The sequence below is a fragment of the Flindersiella endophytica genome, assembly GCF_054779015.1.
Map to the genome: position 1 here is coordinate 143,121 of NZ_BAAGYY010000018.1, position 18,897 is coordinate 162,017.

Sequence of the window (18,897 nt, forward strand, 5' to 3'; positions counted from 1 at the left end):
CGGTTACCCGCGTCCGCTTCCCCCGTCACTTCACCGCGTACAACTGCGTGAAGTCGGCGCTGGACAGGATGCTGTCGACTGCCATGCCGCCCACCTTCGAGCCGCGCAGCAGCGTCGTGCCACCCTCTCCCAGTACGACCGCCGGCAGGTATTTTTCCATGATCAGCTTGTCCAGCTTGCCCCACTCCGGCAGTGCCTTCTTCGCGGGCAGGGCCAGGATGCGGTCCATCTCCTTGTTGACCTCGTCGACGTTCAGGAACGAGGGGTTCGGAGCGCCCGGCGAGGTCGCCTTCCGGCCGTCGAGGATCGCGGGGATCACCGAGTCGGCGTTCGCCCAGTCGGCGCACCAGCCGGTACGCCGCAGGTTGACCGGCGAGTTCGGGTCGTTGCGCAGCGCGCGCTGCTGCTCCTTCGGAGCCGGGATCGGCTTGACCTGGAAGCCGGCCTTCTCCAGCGCCTGCCGCCAGACCTCGGCGAGCTTCGGCTCGATCGGGTCGTTCTCGGAGTAGTAGAACGACAGTTCGAACCCGAGCTGGTTGGCGTCCTCGAGCAGCTTGTGCGCTGCCGCCGGGTCGCCGTTGCCCTTGCCGCCGGTACCGGAGACGTCGAACTTCAGCCAGCCCGGAACCACCGACGACATGATGCTCGTGCTGGGGTTCCAGGTCATGCCGGGGATCTCGCCGGAGATCTTGTTGGACTGCGCGATCGGCCAGGCCTTGGCGACCGCCTGCCGGACGGCAAGCGGGTTGATCTTGCGGGTATCCATCCACATGTAGCTGACACACGGGTTACCGCCGGTCATGAACCGCTGCTTGACGGCCTTGTCGTTCTCGATCGCCGGGAGGTTCTCGGCGAGGATGTTGTTGGTCGTCAAGGAATACTGGTCGACGCCGTTGTCGGCGATGATCTGCTTCTGCAGCGTCGTGTCGTCGAGGCCGAACTTGAACACCCAGCCGTCGACGTACTGGTGCCGGTTGGGGTCGGTCTTCGGATCCCAGTACGGGTTCTTTTCGAGCGTCAGCTGGCTACCCGGCTGATACGACTTGAACTTGTACGGACCGGTCGCGAGCGGGTGATCTCCGTACTTTTCCTTGGTGTCGGACTTCGGCGGAATCGGGGTAAAGGCCGGAAGCGAGACGTAATACGGCATCGAGGGAAATGGCTTACGCATTTTCACCACGATGGTCTTGTCGTCGGGCGTCTCGACCGCGTCGAAATCCTCACCGCTGGCCCACGGGCCCTGGTAGGTGTCGCCGGCGAGGTAGTAGTCGAGGCCGTACGTCGGGCCGTCCGGCAGCTCCACCCGCGCCATCTGACGTTTGATCGCCCAGGCGACGTCGGCGGCCTTCACCGGCTTGCCGTTCTCGTACTTCAGGCCGTCTCGAAGGGTGAACTCCCAGCGGGTGAAGTCGGCGTTCGGGCGGCCCAGGTCGGTGGCCAGATCCGGCACCAGGGTGGGCTTGCCGTTCTCGTACCTCGTCTGGGTCAGACCCCTCGCGACCAGCTTGAGGATCGAGATCGTGTCGAGGTAGTAGGCCCGCGTCGGGTCCAGGGTGTGCGGCACGTTGGACGACAGCACGGTCAACGTGCCGCCCTTCCGCGCACCGGAGACGTCAGGTGCGGGAGCCGCGGCATCCGGGTCCTGGGCGCTGGCCATCACCTGCGCCGCATGCTGCTGTTCCTGCTGTGCCCCCGACTCAGTCTGCTTACTGGGTGAAGTGCACGCTCCTACAGCTGTCGCCGTGACAGCCGCCACGGCGAGCGCGATCAGCCTGCGGCCTCGCATCGATCGGTCCCCTCCCTCTCCTGCTTCGCCTGCACCTGGGGCAGCGACGACCCGATGTGCCGGTTTTGTCACATGAGCCGTTGGTCACATCGTTGTGGACGCTATTCGGCACGTAAAAGCCAAGATCGTGGTAACCCTGCCAGACGCGGGTTACATGCGGTCGGCATCTGTAAAACATCTGCCGACTTCCCCCCGTAGAACCGGGAAGTTTTGCCAAACGTCAGACACAAGCGGTGACGCGAGTGACGCGTATCGCTACCGTCCACGCTGTGAGGACCGGCGCACCCTCTCGGTTATCCGGCACGCCGACGTAGCATAGTTGGCGAACTAGGGAATGCGCCGCCGAGGATGGCGTTTGCATCGTCGTAAGCCAGCATCACGAGCGGGCACGAACACGTCAAGCGCGGCGTGAGGAGGTCGTCACCGAGGTGACCAAGCAGGTCCTGCAGGTCGACCGCGTCATCATCCGTTTCGCCGGTGATTCCGGTGACGGTATGCAGCTGACCGGTGACCGTTTTACCCAAGAGACCGCCATTTTCGGTAATGATCTGTCGACGCTCCCGAACTTCCCGGCGGAGATCAGGGCTCCCGCCGGAACGCTTCCGGGAGTTTCGTCGTTCCAGATCCACTTTGCCGACCACGACATCCTGACACCGGGGGACGCGCCGGACGTACTGGTCGCGATGAACCCCGCGGCACTGAAGGCGAACCTTCCCGACCTGCCGCGTGGATCCACACTCATCGTGGACAGCGACGAGTTCACCAAGCGCAACCTCGCCCGGGTCGGATACGACGCCAACCCGCTCGACGACGGCTCGCTCGAGGCGTACCAAACGCACTCGTTCGCGCTGACGTCGATGACCGCGGAGGCCGTCAAGGAGTTCGGGCTGTCCCGCAAGGACGCCAGCCGGTCGAAGAACATGTACGCCCTCGGGCTGATCTCGTGGCTCTACAACCGGCCGACCGAGACCACGCTGTCGTTCCTGCGCTCGAAGTTCGCCCGGAAGCCGGAGATCCGCGACGCCAACATCGCGGCGTTCCGGGCCGGCTGGAACTTCGGCGAGACCGCCGAGGCGTTCGCGGTGTCGTACCAAGTGCGACCTGCGCAGATGAAGGCCGGCACCTACCGCAACATCTCCGGCAACCTCGCGCTCGCGTACGGGCTGATCGCCGGTGCGCGGCAGTCTGGGCTGCCGATGTTCCTGGGTGCGTACCCGATCACGCCGGCATCCGACGTCCTGCACGAGCTGTCGAAGCACAAGCGGTTCGGCGTCACGACGTTCCAGGCCGAGGACGAGATCGCCGGCGTGGGTGCCGCGCTCGGTGCCTCGTTCGCGGGCTCGCTCGGTGTCACCACGACGTCCGGGCCGGGTGTGTCGCTGAAGTCGGAGACCATCGGGCTGGCCGTGTCGCTGGAGCTGCCGCTGGTGATCTGCGACATCCAGCGCGCGGGCCCGTCGACCGGCATGCCCACCAAGACCGAGCAGGCCGACCTGCTGCAGGCGATGTACGGCCGCAACGGCGAGGCGCCGGTGCCGATCGTGGCGCCGAACTCGCCGGGCGACTGCTTCGACGCCGCGATCGAGGCGGTCCGGATCGCGGTGACCTACCGCACGCCGGTGTTCCTGCTGTCCGACGGCTACCTCGCCAACGGCTCCGAGCCGTGGCGGATCCCGAAGCCGGCCGAACTGCCGAAGATCAACCCCGACTTCGCGACCGCTCCGAACGGCTCGGACGGGTCGTTCCTTCCCTACAAGCGCGACCCGGAGACGCTGGCGCGGCCGTGGGCCGTGCCGGGAACGGCGGGGCTGGAGCACCGGATCGGCGGCCTGGAGAAGGCCGACGGCACGGGCAACATCTCGTACGACCCGGCCAACCACGATCTGATGATCCGAACCCGCCAGGCCAAGGTCGATCGGATCGCGCGTTCCCTTCCCCCGCTGGAGGTCGACGACGCTTCGGGCGCCGCCAAGGTGCTGGTGCTGGGGTGGGGCTCCACGTACGGACCGATCGGCGCTGCCTGCCGGGCGGTGCGCGAGCTCGGCATGCTGGTCGCGCAGGCGCATGTGCGGCACCTCAACCCGCTGCCGCCGGACCTCGGCGAGGTGCTGCGGCACTACGACCGGGTGCTGGTGCCGGAGATGAACCTCGGCCAACTCTCGCGGCTGCTGCGCGCGGAGTACCTCGTCGACGTGATCGGCTTCAACCGCGTCCGCGGCCTTCCGTTCACGGCGGCCGAGCTGACCTCGGCGATCGTCGACCTGATCGAGTCGGGCTCGCCGAGCGAGTCGAACGGCTCGAAGGGATCGAACGGGTCGAACGGCTCGGGTGACGCGGAGGGCATCGTGGAATCGCTGGAGGTGAAGGCATGACGGCGGTGGATCTGCCGAATCCGGGGCTGCGGGGCGTACCCACCACGGATGCTCCGCAGAACCGCAAGGACTTCACGTCGGACCAGGAGGTTCGCTGGTGTCCGGGGTGCGGTGACTACGCCATCCTCGCGGCCGTTCAGGGCTTCCTTCCCGAGCTGGGCGTACGCCGGGAGAACGTCGTGTTCGTGTCCGGCATCGGGTGCTCGAGCCGGTTCCCGTACTACCTCGACACCTACGGCGTGCACGGCATCCACGGGCGGGCGCCGGCGATCGCGACGGGGATCGCGACGTCGCGGCCGGACCTGTCGGTGTGGGTCGTCACGGGCGACGGAGACGGGCTGTCGATCGGCGGCAACCACCTGATCCACGCGTTGCGGCGCAACGTCAACCTGAAGATCCTGCTGTTCAACAACCGGATCTACGGGCTGACGAAGGGGCAGTACTCCCCCACGTCGGAGCTCGGCAAGGTGACGAAGTCGACGCCGTTCGGGTCGCTGGACGCACCGTTCAACCCGGTGTCGCTGGCGCTCGGTGCGGAGGCGACGTTCGTGGCGCGGACGTTGGACACGGATCGGCAGCATCTGACGTCTGTCCTGCGGGCGGCGGTGCAGCACCGTGGAGCGTCGCTGGTGGAGATCTACCAGAACTGCAACATCTACAACGATGGCGCGTTCGACCTGCTGAAGGACAAGGACACGCGGGACGAGGCGGTGATCCGGTTGACGCACGGATCGCCGATTCGCTTCGGCGCCGACGGCGAGTACGGCGTGCTGCGCGATCCGTCGACCGGGGCGCTGCGTACGGCGCTGGTCTCGGAGGTGGGCGAGTCTTCGTTGCTGGTGCACGACGCACACGCAGATGATCCGACGACTGCGTTCGGGCTGTCGCGGCTGTCCGACCCGCAGACCTTGTCGCACTCGCCGATCGGGATCTTCCGGCAGGTCTCCCGGCCGACGTACGACGACCTGGCGCGTGAGCAACTGGCGACGGCGACCGCCTCCAAGGGCGACGGCGATCTGGGCGAGTTGCTGAACGGCTCCGACACCTGGACTGTGAGCTGAGCCGAGCTGAGCTGAGCGACCTGGGCAAAGGCTGGGCGTTCGGCGCGGCCGCGTACACGATCTGGGGACTGTTCCCCGTCTTCTGGCCGTTGCTGGAGCCGGCCGGTGCGCTGGAGATCCTGGCGCACCGGGTCGTGTGGTCGCTGCTGTTCGTGGGTCTGCTGCTGCTCGTCCGGCCGCGGCCCGGATGGCTGCGTCGGATGCGCTCGACGTCCCGGCGGACGCTGCCGCTGCTGGCCCTGGCGGCGGCGATCATCGGCATCAACTGGTACACCTACATCTGGGCGGTCAACCACGCCCACGTCGTCGAGACGTCGCTGGGATATTTCATCAACCCGCTGGTGACGATGCTGATCGGCGTGCTGGTGTTGCACGAACGGCTGAACCGCCTGCAATGGCTGGCGATGTCGGTGGCCTTCGTGGCGGTCGTCGTGCTGACGGTGGACTACGGGCGGCCGCCCTGGATCGCGTTGACGCTGGCGTTCTCGTTCGCGCTGTATGCGTTGTGCAAGAAGAAGGCCGCCGCCGGCGCCGTCGAGAGCCTGGCAGTGGAGACGGCGGTGCTGACGCCGCTGGCGCTGGGGTATCTGGCGTTCCTGCAGGTGGATGGTGGGCTGACGTTCGGGCACACGGGGGTTGTGAAGGCGCTGCTGCTGGTGTGCGCCGGGGTTCTGACGGCGATTCCGTTGTTGCTCTTCACGGGGGCGGCGACGCGGATTCCCCTGAGTGGGCTGGGCGTCCTCCAGTACATCGCGCCGACGCTGCAGTTCCTGTGCGGCGTCCTCGTCTTCCACGAACCCATGCCCACCGTCCGCCTCGCGGGGTTCGTGATCGTGTGGCTGGCGCTGGCCTTGTTCACCTGGGAAGCCCTGACCCGCCGGCGCCGTACGCTTGCCGGTCGAGCGGCCGCACTGACCGAGCCCGCCCCGGCCGAAGAGATCCGCTAGCTGCTGCCGGCGAAGCTGGCGCTTACGGCTGGGCCGCGCCGGCCGCTGCCAAGGAGCGGCCTGCGGCCAACCGCGCCGACCGAACTCGCAGCCAGCAGCCCCCGCTCCCTGTCTGCCAGGTGCCGACCGCGCGACGGAGGCAGCCGCTGCGTCCGCCGTGCCGGCGTCCGCCGACGACGTTCCCGAATCCTCATCGTGCATGGTTCGCCCGCTGTGCTCCTTCACACCCGGGCCGCCAGCCGATCCCACCCCGGCCGCCAGCTAACCGAGCGGCTACCGCCTTAGCGCCGCCCGCGCCACGTACCGCGGGCTCAGGCCGAGACCCACCGCCGATCCCCGCGCAGCTAGCCAACCGAGCGACACCTGGTGACCGCCGAAGAGAGCTCCGCCGCGCCACGTAGTGCAGGCTCAGGCGGAGGCCGCTCGCTTGCGGCGCGGTCGGCCATCGCCGGAGGGTCCCGGCAGCGAGCCGATCAGGCGGCCGAACGCGCCGTCGACCTCGTGGATGAGGCGGCGCGGCTCGTTGCCGGCGAAGTCGCGGCCGGCGTAGTAGCAGGCCAGGCCGAGCTCGGCTGCCATTACCGCCGTCGCCGGTTCGGCGCCGTCGTCGGACAGGCGGCGGGCGAGACCGGCGGCGAGCCTGCGTTGCTTGACCAGGTTGCGGGCCTGGAGCTCGGGATGGCGCTCGACGAGTTGCTCGTGCAGCGTGTAGCGGTCGGGATGTTCGGTGATACGCCGCAAGTACGCCGTGACGAGCGCCCTCGCATGCGCGAGCGCGGCCGAGAGCGAGGCACCGATCTGGGTGGCCGGCGTGAGCGGGATGTCCAACGCCAGGTCCTCGCCCTCAGCGAACACGACCTCCTGCTTGTCGCCGAAGTAGCGGAAGAACGTCGTGCGTCCCACCCCTGCGCGCTCGGCGATGTCGGTCACCGAGACGTCATCGAACCCGCGCTCGGCGAACAGCTCGTGAGCAGCGTCGATGATCGCGTCGCGCGCCCGGCGCTGCTTGCTCTCCCGGATCGATCCCATGGGCACAGCCTAGGTCCACCCTCGATTCCTGCGTTGGCAAAGTGGTACTGAGTCCCATATGGTACTGAGTACCAATTGGAACTCAGTACCATTCGGTACTCAGTTCCAAATGGAACCGGGTACCAATTGGTACTCGGTACCGAATGGGACTCAGTACCACCTGGGAGGCATCGACATGGAGAGCACGCAGCAGTTCCTGGACGCGCTGGAGCGGCGGGACCTCGACGCCGCCATCGCGCTGCTGGATCCGGACGTCACCTGGACCACGCGCATGGCGGCCGACGGCTCGCAGACACCCGGCGTGATCAGCGGCCGCGAGGGGGTCGCGGCCCGATTGCGCCAACTCGGCTCCTGGTTCGACAAGATCAGCTTCCTCGACCGACGGCTGAGCCTCGTCGCCACCGCCCCAGCCGACGCTGACGACAGCGCCCGCCCCATCGTCGCCTCCACCCCGGACGAACCGGGCCGCAGCGGCCGCCTCAACGCCGAGTCCGACAGCGGCACTGGTAGCGGCTCCGGCACTGCCAGCAGCAGCGACGGAGGCGGCGGCGGCAGCTCCGGCGCCAGCAGCACTGACCCTGGCAGCGGCGGCGGCTCCGGTGCCAGCAGCACTGGCACTGGCAGCGGCGGCAGCTCCGGTGCCAGCAGCACTGACCGTGGCAGCGGCTCCAACGCTGGCAGCAGCAGCGACGGCAACGGCAGCAGCGCCAGCAGCAGCGGCGACAGCCAGATCCGCGATGCCGCCAGCACCAGCGAGACCGGCGCCGGCGGCTCCACCTCTCTCGGTGGCCACACGCCCGACGGCAGCGCCAGCACCTTCGTCCAGACGAACGGCGACTTCCAGACGCGGGACGGCCGCCCGTATCGCAACGTCTATGTCTTCCGGTTCGACTGGCGGGGCGGCAGGATGAAGGCGTGGGAGGAATACGCGAACCCCGTGACCATCCAGCGTCTGGAGCAGGGCCGATGAACCGTTCCGTCGTCGTCACCGGTGCGTCCACCGGAATCGGGCGGGCCGCGGTCGCCGAGTTGGTGGCCGCCGGCTTCAAGGTGTGGCCCACGGTACGCCGCGAGGAGGACGCCCAAGCCCTCATCGACGAGCATCGGGACGCGGTTGAGCCGTTGCTGTTCGACGTCACCGACGACGCCGCCGTACGCGCGGCCGGTGAGAATGTACGCGCCGCCGGTTCGCTTCACGGTCTGGTCAACAACGCCGGCGCGGCGTTGCCGGGACCGCTGGAATACCAGCCGATCGACGCGTTCCGCAAGCAACTCGAGATCAACCTGGTCGGCCAGCTGGCCGTCACCCAGGCGATGCTGCCCGCCCTCCGCGCCGCCCGCCAGAGCAGTCAGGACGCGCGCATCGTGATGATCGGGTCGATCGGTGGGCGGATCGCCGGGCCGATCAGCGGGGCGTACCACGCGACCAAACACGGCATCGCCGGCCTGACCGGCAGCCTGCGCGCCGAGCTGGCTCCGTCCGGCATCCGCGTCGTGCTCATCGAGCCCGGCGCGATCAAGACACCGATCTGGGACCGCGGCATCGCCGCCGGCGACGAGACGCTCGCGGCCCTGCCACCGGAGGGCGTCGCCCGTTACGAGAAGCAGGTCACAGGCGTGCGGGCGATGGCGCTCCGGAACGCGGCCAACGGGCTGCCGCCGGAGTACGTCGGCCGGGCGATCCGGCGCGCGCTGACCTCGCCCAATCCACGACCGCGGCAGCTGGTGGGCCGGGACGCGCAGGTGGTGGCGTTCCTCGTCCGCGTACTGCCGAACCGCCTGATCTACCGCATCACCGCGGCAAAGGACTGAGGCTGCGACGATGGGCGCATGCCGCGATCCGTACTCGTCACAGGAGCCTCCTCCGGCATCGGCCGGGCGACGACCGTCAAGCTGAGCGAGGCCGGCTTCCACGTCTGGGCATCAGCGTTGCCGGAGGAGTACGACGAAGCGGCCGCCGATCTCACCCAGCAACTCGGCGACGCGGTTACGCCGCTCCCGCTCGACATCACCTCGGCCGAGTCGATCGCCGAGGCCGGCGAGCAGATCCGGGCGGCCGGACCGTTGTACGGACTGGTCAACAACGCGGGCGTGGCGATTCCGGGACCGCTGGAGTACCTCCCGCTCGAAGCGTTCCGGCGGCAGCTCGAGGTCAACCTCGTCGGGCACCTGGCGGTGACGCAGGCGATGCTGCCGGCGCTACGCCAGTCGGGCAGCGAGGCCGGCGCGGACGGCGCCGACGGCCCGGCCCGGATCGTCCTCACCGGCTCGATCCTCGGCCGGGTGGCGGCGCCGATGGTCGGGCCGTACTGCGCGTCGAAGTTCGGTCTACGCGGGATGGCCGACAGCCTGCGCGCCGAGCTGGCGCCGTCGGGGATCAAGGTCACGCTGATCGAGCCCGGCTCGATCGCCACGCCGATCTGGACCCGCAGCTCGGCGACCGGCCAGGAAATCGCGGACGCGCTGCCGCCGGAAGCCGAACGGTACGCCGGGCAGCTGGCGGCTACCCGTGAATCGTCCGACCGCTTCGCGGCGCGCGGCATCCCGCCGGAACGAGTAGCGAAGGCGATCGTACGGGCGTTGACCAGCCGCTCGCCGAGGCCGCGGCAACTGGTCGGCCCGGACGCCCTCGCGATCGCGGTGGCGCTCCGCCTCCTGCCGGACCGCCTCATCAACCGGGTGACCGCCGCCCGGCAGTGAGTCGACTGGCCGACCACTGGCCGCAGCCCCACAGCCGGGCGATGGCACGCCCGTGGCTTGGCGTCGAGACTCCGGCCTGCAGCGCCCTGGCGGAAGCCGACGGAAGCCGACGACACCGCACGTGGCCGACCGCGTGACCGCGCCGTGCCTGTCTTCCAGCGCTGCTTTCCCGTTGGGCGGACGGAGTGGCCGAACGCGGCGGAGGGGTGGCCTGCAACGGACAGCCGGACGGCTCACCCACGGTCGAGCGGGGAGGATGGCTGGGGTCCGTACGCTGCCGCGTCAGGAAAGGGGCTCGCCGCCTCCATGGTGAACGTCGAGGAGTTGAGGCGCGGGTTCGCCGCGCCGCCCGCCGATGGTCGGCCGATGATGCGGTGGTGGTGGTTTGGGCCCGATGTCACGACGGCGGAGTTGGATCGGGAGCTCACCGCGATGGCGGAGGCTGGGCTCGGTGGGGTGGAGGCCGCCTTCGTCTACCCGCTCTCGGCCGTCGACGAGGGGCAGCGGTTCGGCGGGGAAGCGTTCCTCGGCCACATCGCCTTCGCCGCACACCGCGCCCACGAACTCAAACTGAGGTTCGACCTCACGCTCGGCTCCGGCTGGTCGTACGGCGGTGGCCACATCACCCCCGACCTCGCCGCCCGTCAGCTGCACTGGGACAGGCGCGAGATCACCGGTGGCCCCGCCCAAGTACTGAAGGCCACCTCCGACTGGCCCGGCGACCAGCTCGTCGCCGCCTACATCGGAGCCGGCGCGCGCCGCGAGCCGCGCCGGTACGACGAGCTCGCCATCGAGAACAACAGCATCCGGATTCCCGAAGGCAGCGGCCCTCGCGAGGTCCTGCTCGCCTACTCCCGCACCACCGGCCAGAACGTCAAGCGCGCCGCCGCCGGCGCCGAGGGTCCCGTACTCGACCACTACTCCGCCGCCGCGGCCCACGCCCACATCGAGCACGTCGCCGCGCCGCTGCTCGACGCCGCCACCCCAGCGCTGGTCCACTCGGTGTTCTGCGACAGCCTCGAGGTCTACGGCGCCGACTGGACACCGGACGCGTTCCAGGAGTTCCAGAAGCGCCGCGGCTACGACCTCAAGCCGAAGCTCTACCTCCTCGCAGTCGACGGCGAGGGAGCAGCCGAGCTGCGCCGCGACTTCTACCGCACGCTGTCCGAGCTGTACGAGGAGAACTTCCTCCAGGTCTTCCAACGCTGGTCAGCCACCCAGGGCGTCCGATTCCGCATCCAGAGCTACGGCGAGCCGCCCGCGACGATGAGCAGCTACCGATTCGCCGACGGGTACGAGGGCGAGGGCTGGGACTGGCAGGGAATCCCCCAGACGCGCTGGGCCTCCTCCGCCGCCCAGCTGTACGGCACCGACGTCGTCTCCGCCGAGGTCTGGACCTGGGTCCACTCCCCCTCGTTCCGCGCGACCCCGCTCGACCTGAAAGGCGAGGCGCACGAGCACTTCCTCGCCGGCGTGAACCAGCTGATCGGCCACGGCTGGCCGTACTCGCCGCACCAGGCGCCCGGACTCGGCTGGTTCTTCTACGCCGCCGGCTGCCTCGACGACCGCAACCCCTGGTGGCCCGCCGCGCCCGCGCTGTTCGGCTACCTGCACCGGCTGTCGTGGCTGCTCCAGCAGGGCAAGCCGGTCCGCGACGTCAAGCTGTACGTACCGGCGTCAGACGTCTACGCCTCGATGGGCCACGCGTTCGGCCGGCGGATCGACCTGTGGAAGACGGCGCGCGAGCACATCGGCCCCGACGTGCCGAGGATCGTCCGCGAGGCCGGCCTCGACTTCGTACTCCTCGACGACGACGCCCTGCCCCAGGTCGCGCCGGAGGACGCCGGCGTGGTCGTTGTTCCGTACGCGACCCAACTCCCGGACGCCACGCGGCGGTGGCTGGACGACGTACTGGCGAACGGCGGCCAGGTGCTGGCGGTCGGATCGCCCGCGGCACCGACCGCGGCCGTACACCTGCGGTCCTCCGATGGTCTGCCCGCCGCGTTGCTCACCGCGACCCGGCCGGACGTCTCACTGACGCCGGCGGCCACGGGCGTCGGCGTCGAGCATCGGCGGCTCGACGACGCCGACGTCTACTTCGTGGCCAACACGACCGCGGAGCCTCAGGAGGTACGGTTCGCCGCCACCACAACGTGGCCGTCGTACGAGGAATGGGACGCGACCACCGGACGAGTACGAAGCAGCGGCCGGGCGGACGGCGGCGTCCAGCTCTGTCTGCAGGCGTACGAGGCGACCGTGCTCGTCTTCTCCGGCGCCGAACCCGGAACGGCCGAACCGGAACGGACCGCTGTGCGTACGACGCTCGAAGGCCCGTGGCGCGTGCGCTTCGGGCGCGGCGAAACAACGCCCGTCACGCTGCCGCACCGCTGGGAGGACCAGCCCGGCCGAGCCGCGTACTCCGGCTCCGCGACCTACGAGACCGAGCTCCGGATCGACGCTGGCCAGGCGACCGGCCGCATCCGCCTCGGCTTCGGCGCCGGCCGGACCACCGGCGAAGGCGTCCCGACCCGTACGACCAGGCCCGGGCACTCGTTCGTCGCCGAGCTCACGCCGCCGGTCGGTGTGGTCGCGGAGGTCGCGGTCAACGGCGAGCCGGCCGGCGTGGTCTGGTCGCCGCCGTACGAGATCGACCTGACCGGCCACCTCCGCGAGGGCTCCAACCAGCTGGCGATCACGGTCCACAACACGGCGGCGAACGCCCTGTCCGCCGACACCACGATCGGCGAGGTCGCCGAAGCGGTGACCGCCCAGTACGGCAAGCGCTTCGCGATGCAGCAACTCGACCTGGCCGCCGACACGGTGTCGTCCGGCCTGCTCACCACGCCCGCCCTCATTACCGAGTCAGAGGGCTGAGCTGGACCGGCGCCATCAGGGCGGCACAGATCCCAACGCCGGCTGGTAGCCCTCGGACCACGCGGCCGCAGATGGGACAGGATCAGGCCTCGGCTGTGGCGTCACGGACGCTCGCCTGGGCGCGCTGTCGTCCGGGTCAGGCTGCGGTGCTGACGATCTCTTCTTTCAGGGGCAGCAGTGCTGCCCCGATCTGGCCGATGATCTCGTCCGGTACCGACAACGACTGCAGGGTTGCCACCAGGTGTCCGACCACGCTGTCGAACGCCGCCGGTGTGATGTCGAGGCCGGCGTGGGCCTCGTCCATCGAGCGGCCTCGGTACTCCTGCGGCCCGCCCAGGGCCGTGGCGAAGAACGCGCGCTGGTGGGTCTTCAGCTTGTCGAGCTGGGCGTCGTCGAAGTAGCCCGTCAGCGACGGGTCGGCGAGCACTCTGGCGTAGAAGTCGTCGACGGCGAGTGCCACCGCGTCCGGGCCGCCGATCTGGTCGAAGATGGATCTCATCGTCACCACTCCTTCGCAGGCCGAAAGGTCACGACCATCGTCGGATCGGGGGATTGCTCACCGGTCACCCGGCCGCGAACGCGTCGTAACCCTGCCCCCACAACCGGTCAGCCGGCGTTGTGAGGAGAACGCCGCCGCCCCGGCACCGCGACGAGCGTCAGCACGATCGCGGCCGCCAGCAGGGCGGCGCCGATCCCGAACGCCAGTTGGTAGCCGCCGGTCAACGCGGCGGCCCGCGCCACGCCGGAGGCCAGCAGTAGGTCGGTACGCCCGGTCGCCAGCGTCGCCAGCACGCTGAGGCCGAGTGCGCCGCCCACCTGCTGCGTCGTGTTCAGTACGCCCGACGCGAGCCCCGCGTCGGCGCCCGCGACGTCCGACATCGCCAGCGAGGTCACCGCCGGCAGCGCCAGCCCGGCACCGACGCCGAGTACGACCAGCACCGGCAGCACGTCCGTGAGGTACCGCCCGTCGACCGGCACGCGCGCGAGCCAACCCAGGCCGGCGCCCAGCAGCGCCAGTCCGGCCAGCACCGCGAAGCGCACGCCGAACCGGTTGATCAGCCGCGCCGAGAACCCGAGCGAGAAGATCCCGATCGTCAACGTGATCGGCAGGAACGCCAGGCCCGTCCGCCCCGCGTCGAAGCGCAGCACGTGCTGCACGTACAACGCGACCAGGAACTGGAAGCCGAACATCGCCGCGACCATCAGCGTCTGCACCAGGTTGCCGGCCGAGATCCCACGCGAACGAAACAGCCGCAACGGCAGCAGCGGCTTGGCCGCCCGGGCCTGCCGCAGCACGAAGCCGGCCAGCAACGCGACCGCGCCGAGCCCGAAGCCGAGCGTGTGCGCGGACACCCAGCCGTACGTCGTCGTCTCGACGATCGTGTACACGCCGAGCATCAGCCCACCCGTGACCAGCAGCGCGCCCAGCCCGTCCGCACCCTCGCGCAGCCCGAGCCCGCGGTCGGACGAGAGGTACCAGCCGGCGAGTCCCGCGACCGCGACACCGATCGGCAGGTTGACGTAGAAGATCCAGTGCCAGCTCAGCCACTGAGTGAGCACGCCGCCGGCCAGCGCACCGATCGACGCGCCGGCCGAGCCGACGAACGCGTACACGCCGATCGCCTTGGCCCGTTCCCGTCCGTCCGGGAACAACGCGACGATCATCCCGAGCGCTACCGCCGACACCATCGCGCCGCCGGCGCCCTGCGCGAACCGCGCGGCGATCAGCAGCGCCGGCGTGGTCGCGAGGCCGCACAGCAGCGAGGCCAGCGTGAACACCGCCAACCCGGCGACGAACATCCGCTTGCGCCCCAGCAGGTCGCCGAGCCGGCCGGACAGCAGCAGGAGACCGCCGAACGGGATCAGGTAGGCGTTGACCACCCAGGCCAGGCTGGACTGGTCGAAGCCCAGGTCGGCCTGGATCGAGGGCAGCGCGACGGTCACGATGTTGCCGTCGAGGATCATCATGAGGGAGCCGGCGCACAACAGCAGGAGCGCGATCCAGCGCGAGCGCGGAGTGGCGGCCGCGGCGCGGGCCTGGTCGGAACGTTCGATCTGGTCGATCTGGTCGGTCATGGTCCCTGGTTTCTGGAAGTGCTCTTGGGTGAAGTTTTGTAACAGCGACCATCATCTGTGACTATTGAGCGAGGCGGAAGGAGGCACTTTTATGTCCCAGGGACACACCGATGTGACCGAGCAGGTCAACGAGATCTGCCCGGTTGTGGAAGTTCTGGATCACGTCGCCGGCAAGTGGAGCATCGGTGTGATCGTGGCCGCCGCGCAGGGACCGATCCGGTTCACCGAGCTCGAACGCACGATGGCCGGCATCAGCCGCCGGATGCTGACGCTCACGCTGCGCAAGCTCGAGCGCGACGGCCTGCTGACCCGCACGGTCTACCCCACGGTGCCCCCGAAGGTCGAATACTCCGCCACGCCGATGGCGATGGAGCTGTACGAGTCGCTGGTGTCGCTGACGAACTGGGCCGAGCGCCACCGCGCGGCGATCACGCTGGCACGGGAGGCGTACGACCGGGAGAACGCCGAGCCCGCGCCCGCCTAGATCTCGGCCTTGGTCTCCGCCTCAGCACCTGCGGCGACGGCCGAGGCGAGGTCGGCTATCAGCCCTGACTCCTGCCCGGCGTCCCAGGCCAGCGCGACCTGGCCGGGCGGGATACCCGTCACCGGCACGTACGCCACACCCTGCCGCGGATAGGCCAGCGTCACCGGCTCGGGCAGGAACACCACGCCCTGCCCCGCCCCAGCGCGGACCCGAGGTTCGTATCGAGCATGAACCCGATGGTCAGCGACCGCTCGCCGTCGCCCAGACCGGCACGGCGGACCCGTTCCAGCGTCGCCCGGCCCGCGGTCAGCAGCCGCCGGCCGTCGGCGAGGAAGTGGCGCAGTTTGCGCAGGTCCAGGTCGAGATCCATGCCGCCAGCTCCGTCGATGCTCGTAAGGCATTGATAGCGCCCGAACAAGCCTTGGACACATTCGCCCTGCCGTGGGCATGCTCACGTACATGCGTACCGCCATCGCCACTGGAGTGAACCAGCCGCTGTCCCTGTCGGAGCAGGATGTACCCGAGCCGGGCCCGGGCGAGATCCTGGTCAAGATCACCGCGTGCGGGGTCTGCTTCTCCGACGTCAGCCTGCTGCGCGGGGAGTACCCGTTCGCGCGGTTCCCCGTCATCCCTGGTCACGAGGTCACCGGCGTCGTGGCCGCGCTCGGACCGGACGTGATGTGGCCCGAGGTCGGCACGGCCGTCGGCGCGCAGTTCCTGTACAGCTCATGCGGCCACTGCGACTACTGCGTCCGCGGCGACCAGATCTTGTGTACGTCCAAGCAGGTCACCGGCGTCGTCCACGACGGTGGGTACGCGGAGTACGGCGTCTTCCGCGCCGGCTACCTCACGCCGCTGCCGTCCGGCCTGGACCCGGTGGCGGGCGCGCCGCTGATGTGCGCCGGGCTGACCGCGTTCAACGGGCTGCGCCAGGGCGGCATCCGGGCCGGCTCGCGAGTCGCGGTCATCGGCGCCGGCGGGATCGGGGCGCTGGCCATCCGCTACGCGCTAGCGATGGGCGCGCGGGTGGCGGTCGTCGGGCGGTCCGCGCGCAGCGCCGACCAGGCCAAGCAGCTCGGCGCCGAGCTGTACGTGGCCACCGAGTCGACCGACCCGGCGGCCGCGCTGAAGAACTGGGACGGCGGCGCCGACGTCATCCTCAACTCCGCCCCCTCCACCTCCGCCGCCGCGGCGACGCTCGGTGGGCTGGCGCCGGACGGGACGCTCGTCCTCTGCGGGTACAGCCCGGAGCCGCTCACCCTGCCGACCCAGCCGATGGTGCTGAACCGCCTGCACGTGATGGCCTCTCCGTCAGGCTCCCCCCACGACCTGCGCGACGCGCTGCAGTTCTCCGTAGCGCACGGGATCTTGCCCGAGGTCAGGCCGATCACGCTGGACCAAGCGCCCTCGACCCTCGACGCCATGGCCGCCGGCCGCGGCGGAGGCGTCCGCTCTGTGATCACGTTCACCTGATCGGAGAGTTCGCCGACGAGCGCGGCGGGGATCAGGTAGGTCTGGCGACACGAGAGCCCACGCCATCGGGGCGAGCAGCCAGCGCTCGACAGGTCGTCCATGTTGTCGGAGGCACAGTCCGCGCTGCGATTCCCTCGGAACAGCGGAACCAGTTTCTGGCCACTCGCCCCATCAACAATCGAAGGACAACGGCCTCTATCGCACTCGATCAGGACGGCGTGGCGCACGACAGACCGTGGGAGTAACAGGCGGTCGATGGACGATGCGCACGCCGATCCCGGAGTAGCACCTGCCGTTGCCAGGACCGCACGGGGTCGTCACGTTTGGACAGCGATCGAGAGTTCTGCCGCTTCCTGAGCGACAGAACGTCAGTCCGGCTGGGTGAGCTGGACGTCGCCGGTGCCGGTGGCTGGTGGGGAGAGGAAGGCCAGTAGGCGACCGGCTTCGGCGGTGACCTGGGCGGCGGTTCGCTTGGGGAGCTTGGTGAACGCCTGCACCTGCAGCGTCGCCGGGGTGCGGGTGGTCGGTTTGGTGAAGGACCAGGTGCCGCGGACCAGGCCGTCGACGAGGAAGGTGGGTTTGGGGCCGTCGTTCTTGGTCTTCAGCAGGGCCGCGGACTGCTCTGGCACGACGCGGAGGCGGTTGGCGTGGGAGCGCAGGCAGTTGTCGTACTCAGGCAGGAAGCGCACCGGGGCGGGCTGGTCGGCCGGTGGGCGTGGGGCGTCGGGCAGGTCGAAGAGCTCGGTGCCGTCGGCGGCGGCGAACGTGCGCAGCGACGGCCGCAGGCCCTCGAAGACCTCGCCGAGCTTGGTCAGGCCGCACCAGGCCTGGGCGTCCATGACCGAAGCCGGGCCGTAGGCGGCGAGGTAGCGGAGCACGAGGTCGGCCGGCGACGGAAACGCGGCCGCCGAGCGACCGATCCAGGCTTCGGCAGTGGTCACGACCGGCTGGCCGGACCGGCCCCACAGTCCACGCGGCGGCACCTGGACGCAAGGCAGGAGGTTGCGTACGGCACTCGCCAGCACGCTCGGATCGTGATCGGGCCAGCGCTCGCCGAGCAGGTCGCGCAGCTCGGCGTTGCCGCGCGGGCGTTCGTCCAGCAGCTCGCGGGCCACCACGGTCAGCTTGCCGAGGTCGACCCGCTCGAGCCCTTGCCGGAGACTCGCATTTCCCTGGATCGCGCGGTCGAAGAGCGGCTGCATCAGCGGACGCATCGTCAGGCAGTCGTCGGCGGCGAGCAGGTGGACGGTGCCGCGCAACGCGGCGATCCGGACGACGGAACGGGAGAGCAGCAAGGCGCCCAGCGCATCGGGAGCGAAGCCGGCCAGCCGGGCCCACAGCCCGGTGTAGGGCGCGAGCGGAACCTGCGCCTGCATGCCGTAGAGACGCCGGACGGCGTCGAGCACCGGGAGCTCGGCGCGCGCGAGCAGGTGCTGCCTCGCCAGCAGCGCACGCCCTGCCGCACGGTCGTCGAGCCGGTCAGCGCACACAGAACTCGTTGCCCTCGGGGTCGCGCATCAGCGTGTGGTAGTGGTTGGGCTCCTCGTAGCGGTCGACCACCCGGCCGCCGAGCGCCTCGATCCGCCCGACCTCCGCCTCGACCTCGGTCTTGCGCAGGTCGACCGGCGCCGCCTGGCCGCTGCTCACGTCGAGGTCGAAATGGATGCGGTTCTTGGTGATCTTGCCTTCCGGCACCTTCAGGAAGCACAGCTGCGGAGACCGGCCCTGGGGATCGGAGATCGCGGCGCCGTCGTTCCACTCTTCGGGTGGCACGCCCATGCGTTCGAGCCACTCCTCCCAGCTCGCGAAGCCCGCGGGCGGACCGGCAGGCTGGTAGTGCAGCACGTCGGCCCAGAACGTGGCCAGCTTGCCCGGGTCGGCGCAGTCGAACGTGATCTGGAATCCCATCGCCATGACGGAACCCTAGACGATCTGTTCCAAGGGGTCGCCGGTCAAGCGCGCGGCGGATGGCGCCGCGCTGGCAAGGCGGAGGAGGAGCCAGGAGGGGCCTCCGGCGATCGACGACAACGCAGCCAGCGTGGATGCCAGGCGTCGCGCGTCAGGCGACCCCTTGGAATAGATCGTCTAGACGCGA

The 18,897-nt window shown here is 69.7% G+C and carries 17 protein-coding genes; 9 read left to right on the forward strand and 8 right to left on the reverse strand.

The annotated features are described in order from the left end of the window. Positions 1 to 25: 25 nt before the first annotated feature. Positions 26 to 1,786, reverse strand: coding sequence for an ABC transporter substrate-binding protein (locus tag ACYVF6_RS19760; protein ID WP_460523367.1), 1,761 nt, complete (start codon positions 1,784 to 1,786; stop codon positions 26 to 28). A 428-nt stretch (positions 1,787 to 2,214) separates the two neighbouring features. Here ACYVF6_RS19760 and ACYVF6_RS19765 point away from each other — a divergent pair, with 428 nt between their 5' ends. From ACYVF6_RS19765 to rarD, 3 genes are read left to right on the forward strand one after another with little or no spacing between them, the layout of a single operon-like run. After that, positions 2,215 to 4,158, forward strand: coding sequence for a 2-oxoacid:acceptor oxidoreductase subunit alpha (locus tag ACYVF6_RS19765; protein WP_460523369.1), 1,944 nt, complete (start codon positions 2,215 to 2,217; stop codon positions 4,156 to 4,158). Continuing rightward, positions 4,155 to 5,219 carry a 2-oxoacid:ferredoxin oxidoreductase subunit beta gene (locus ACYVF6_RS19770; protein WP_460523371.1) on the forward strand — a complete coding sequence of 355 codons (1,065 nt, stop codon included), beginning with the start codon at positions 4,155 to 4,157 and terminating at the stop codon, positions 5,217 to 5,219. Before ACYVF6_RS19765 ends, ACYVF6_RS19770 begins: the two co-directional genes overlap by 4 nt. 20 nt (positions 5,220 to 5,239) lie before the next feature. After that, entirely contained in the window at positions 5,240 to 6,166 is a 927-nt protein-coding gene (gene rarD / locus ACYVF6_RS19775; RefSeq protein WP_460523696.1) for an EamA family transporter RarD, read from the forward strand. A gap of 408 nt (positions 6,167 to 6,574) precedes the next feature. Here rarD and ACYVF6_RS19780 read toward each other — a convergent pair whose 3' ends face one another. After that, on the reverse strand, positions 6,575 to 7,195 hold the full coding sequence (locus ACYVF6_RS19780; protein ID WP_460523373.1) for a TetR/AcrR family transcriptional regulator: 621 nt from the start codon (positions 7,193 to 7,195) through the stop codon (positions 6,575 to 6,577). A 175-nt stretch (positions 7,196 to 7,370) separates the two neighbouring features. Here ACYVF6_RS19780 and ACYVF6_RS19785 point away from each other — a divergent pair, with 175 nt between their 5' ends. The 4 genes from ACYVF6_RS19785 to ACYVF6_RS19800 all read left to right on the forward strand — a co-directional run bounded on the left by ACYVF6_RS19785 (position 7,371) and on the right by ACYVF6_RS19800 (position 12,769). Continuing rightward, positions 7,371 to 8,165, forward strand: a complete 795-nt coding sequence (locus ACYVF6_RS19785) for a nuclear transport factor 2 family protein (RefSeq protein ID WP_460523375.1) — start codon at positions 7,371 to 7,373, stop codon at positions 8,163 to 8,165. After that, a complete protein-coding gene (locus tag ACYVF6_RS19790) occupies positions 8,162 to 9,007 on the forward strand; it encodes a Rossmann-fold NAD(P)-binding domain-containing protein (protein ID WP_460523377.1) in 846 nt (281 codons plus the stop codon). The genes ACYVF6_RS19785 and ACYVF6_RS19790 overlap by 4 nt, the downstream gene beginning before the upstream one ends. Before the next feature lie 18 nt (positions 9,008 to 9,025). Continuing rightward, on the forward strand, positions 9,026 to 9,895 hold the full coding sequence (locus tag ACYVF6_RS19795; protein ID WP_460523379.1) for an SDR family oxidoreductase: 870 nt from the start codon (positions 9,026 to 9,028) through the stop codon (positions 9,893 to 9,895). A gap of 306 nt (positions 9,896 to 10,201) precedes the next feature. Next, positions 10,202 to 12,769 (forward strand): glycosyl hydrolase family 2 protein, encoded by a 2,568-nt coding sequence (locus tag ACYVF6_RS19800; RefSeq protein ID WP_460523381.1) that lies wholly within the window; start codon positions 10,202 to 10,204, stop codon positions 12,767 to 12,769. A 136-nt stretch (positions 12,770 to 12,905) separates the two neighbouring features. Here ACYVF6_RS19800 and ACYVF6_RS19805 read toward each other — a convergent pair whose 3' ends face one another. Together ACYVF6_RS19805 and ACYVF6_RS19810 are read right to left on the reverse strand one after the other, a co-directional pair. Further along, a complete protein-coding gene (locus ACYVF6_RS19805; RefSeq protein WP_460523383.1) occupies positions 12,906 to 13,268 on the reverse strand; it encodes a group I truncated hemoglobin in 363 nt (120 codons plus the stop codon). A 107-nt stretch (positions 13,269 to 13,375) separates the two neighbouring features. Beyond that, on the reverse strand, positions 13,376 to 14,845 hold the full coding sequence (locus tag ACYVF6_RS19810) for an MFS transporter (RefSeq protein WP_460523385.1): 1,470 nt from the start codon (positions 14,843 to 14,845) through the stop codon (positions 13,376 to 13,378). 91 nt (positions 14,846 to 14,936) lie between these two features. On the opposite strand from ACYVF6_RS19810, the gene ACYVF6_RS19815 reads away from it, so the two are divergent. Further along, a complete protein-coding gene (locus ACYVF6_RS19815) occupies positions 14,937 to 15,329 on the forward strand; it encodes a winged helix-turn-helix transcriptional regulator (RefSeq protein ID WP_460523387.1) in 393 nt (130 codons plus the stop codon). Here ACYVF6_RS19815 and ACYVF6_RS19820 read toward each other — a convergent pair. Next, positions 15,326 to 15,511 carry a hypothetical protein gene (locus ACYVF6_RS19820; protein ID WP_460523389.1) on the reverse strand — a complete coding sequence of 62 codons (186 nt, stop codon included), beginning with the start codon at positions 15,509 to 15,511 and terminating at the stop codon, positions 15,326 to 15,328. The genes ACYVF6_RS19815 and ACYVF6_RS19820 overlap by 4 nt on opposite strands. Continuing rightward, positions 15,490 to 15,699 carry a hypothetical protein gene (locus ACYVF6_RS19825; RefSeq protein ID WP_460523391.1) on the reverse strand — a complete coding sequence of 70 codons (210 nt, stop codon included), beginning with the start codon at positions 15,697 to 15,699 and terminating at the stop codon, positions 15,490 to 15,492. The genes ACYVF6_RS19820 and ACYVF6_RS19825 overlap by 22 nt, the downstream gene beginning before the upstream one ends. 89 nt (positions 15,700 to 15,788) lie before the next feature. Between ACYVF6_RS19825 and ACYVF6_RS19830 the strand changes: the two genes are divergently transcribed. After that, on the forward strand, positions 15,789 to 16,802 hold the full coding sequence (locus ACYVF6_RS19830; protein WP_460523393.1) for an alcohol dehydrogenase catalytic domain-containing protein: 1,014 nt from the start codon (positions 15,789 to 15,791) through the stop codon (positions 16,800 to 16,802). 368 nt (positions 16,803 to 17,170) lie between these two features. Here ACYVF6_RS19830 and ACYVF6_RS19835 read toward each other — a convergent pair whose 3' ends face one another. After that, positions 17,171 to 18,292: a winged helix DNA-binding domain-containing protein gene (locus ACYVF6_RS19835; protein ID WP_460523395.1), complete on the reverse strand. Its 1,122-nt coding sequence runs from the start codon at positions 18,290 to 18,292 to the stop codon at positions 17,171 to 17,173. Beyond that, positions 18,282 to 18,716 (reverse strand): VOC family protein, encoded by a 435-nt coding sequence (locus tag ACYVF6_RS19840; RefSeq protein WP_460523397.1) that lies wholly within the window; start codon positions 18,714 to 18,716, stop codon positions 18,282 to 18,284. The genes ACYVF6_RS19835 and ACYVF6_RS19840 overlap by 11 nt, the downstream gene beginning before the upstream one ends. Positions 18,717 to 18,897: the final 181 nt, after the last annotated feature.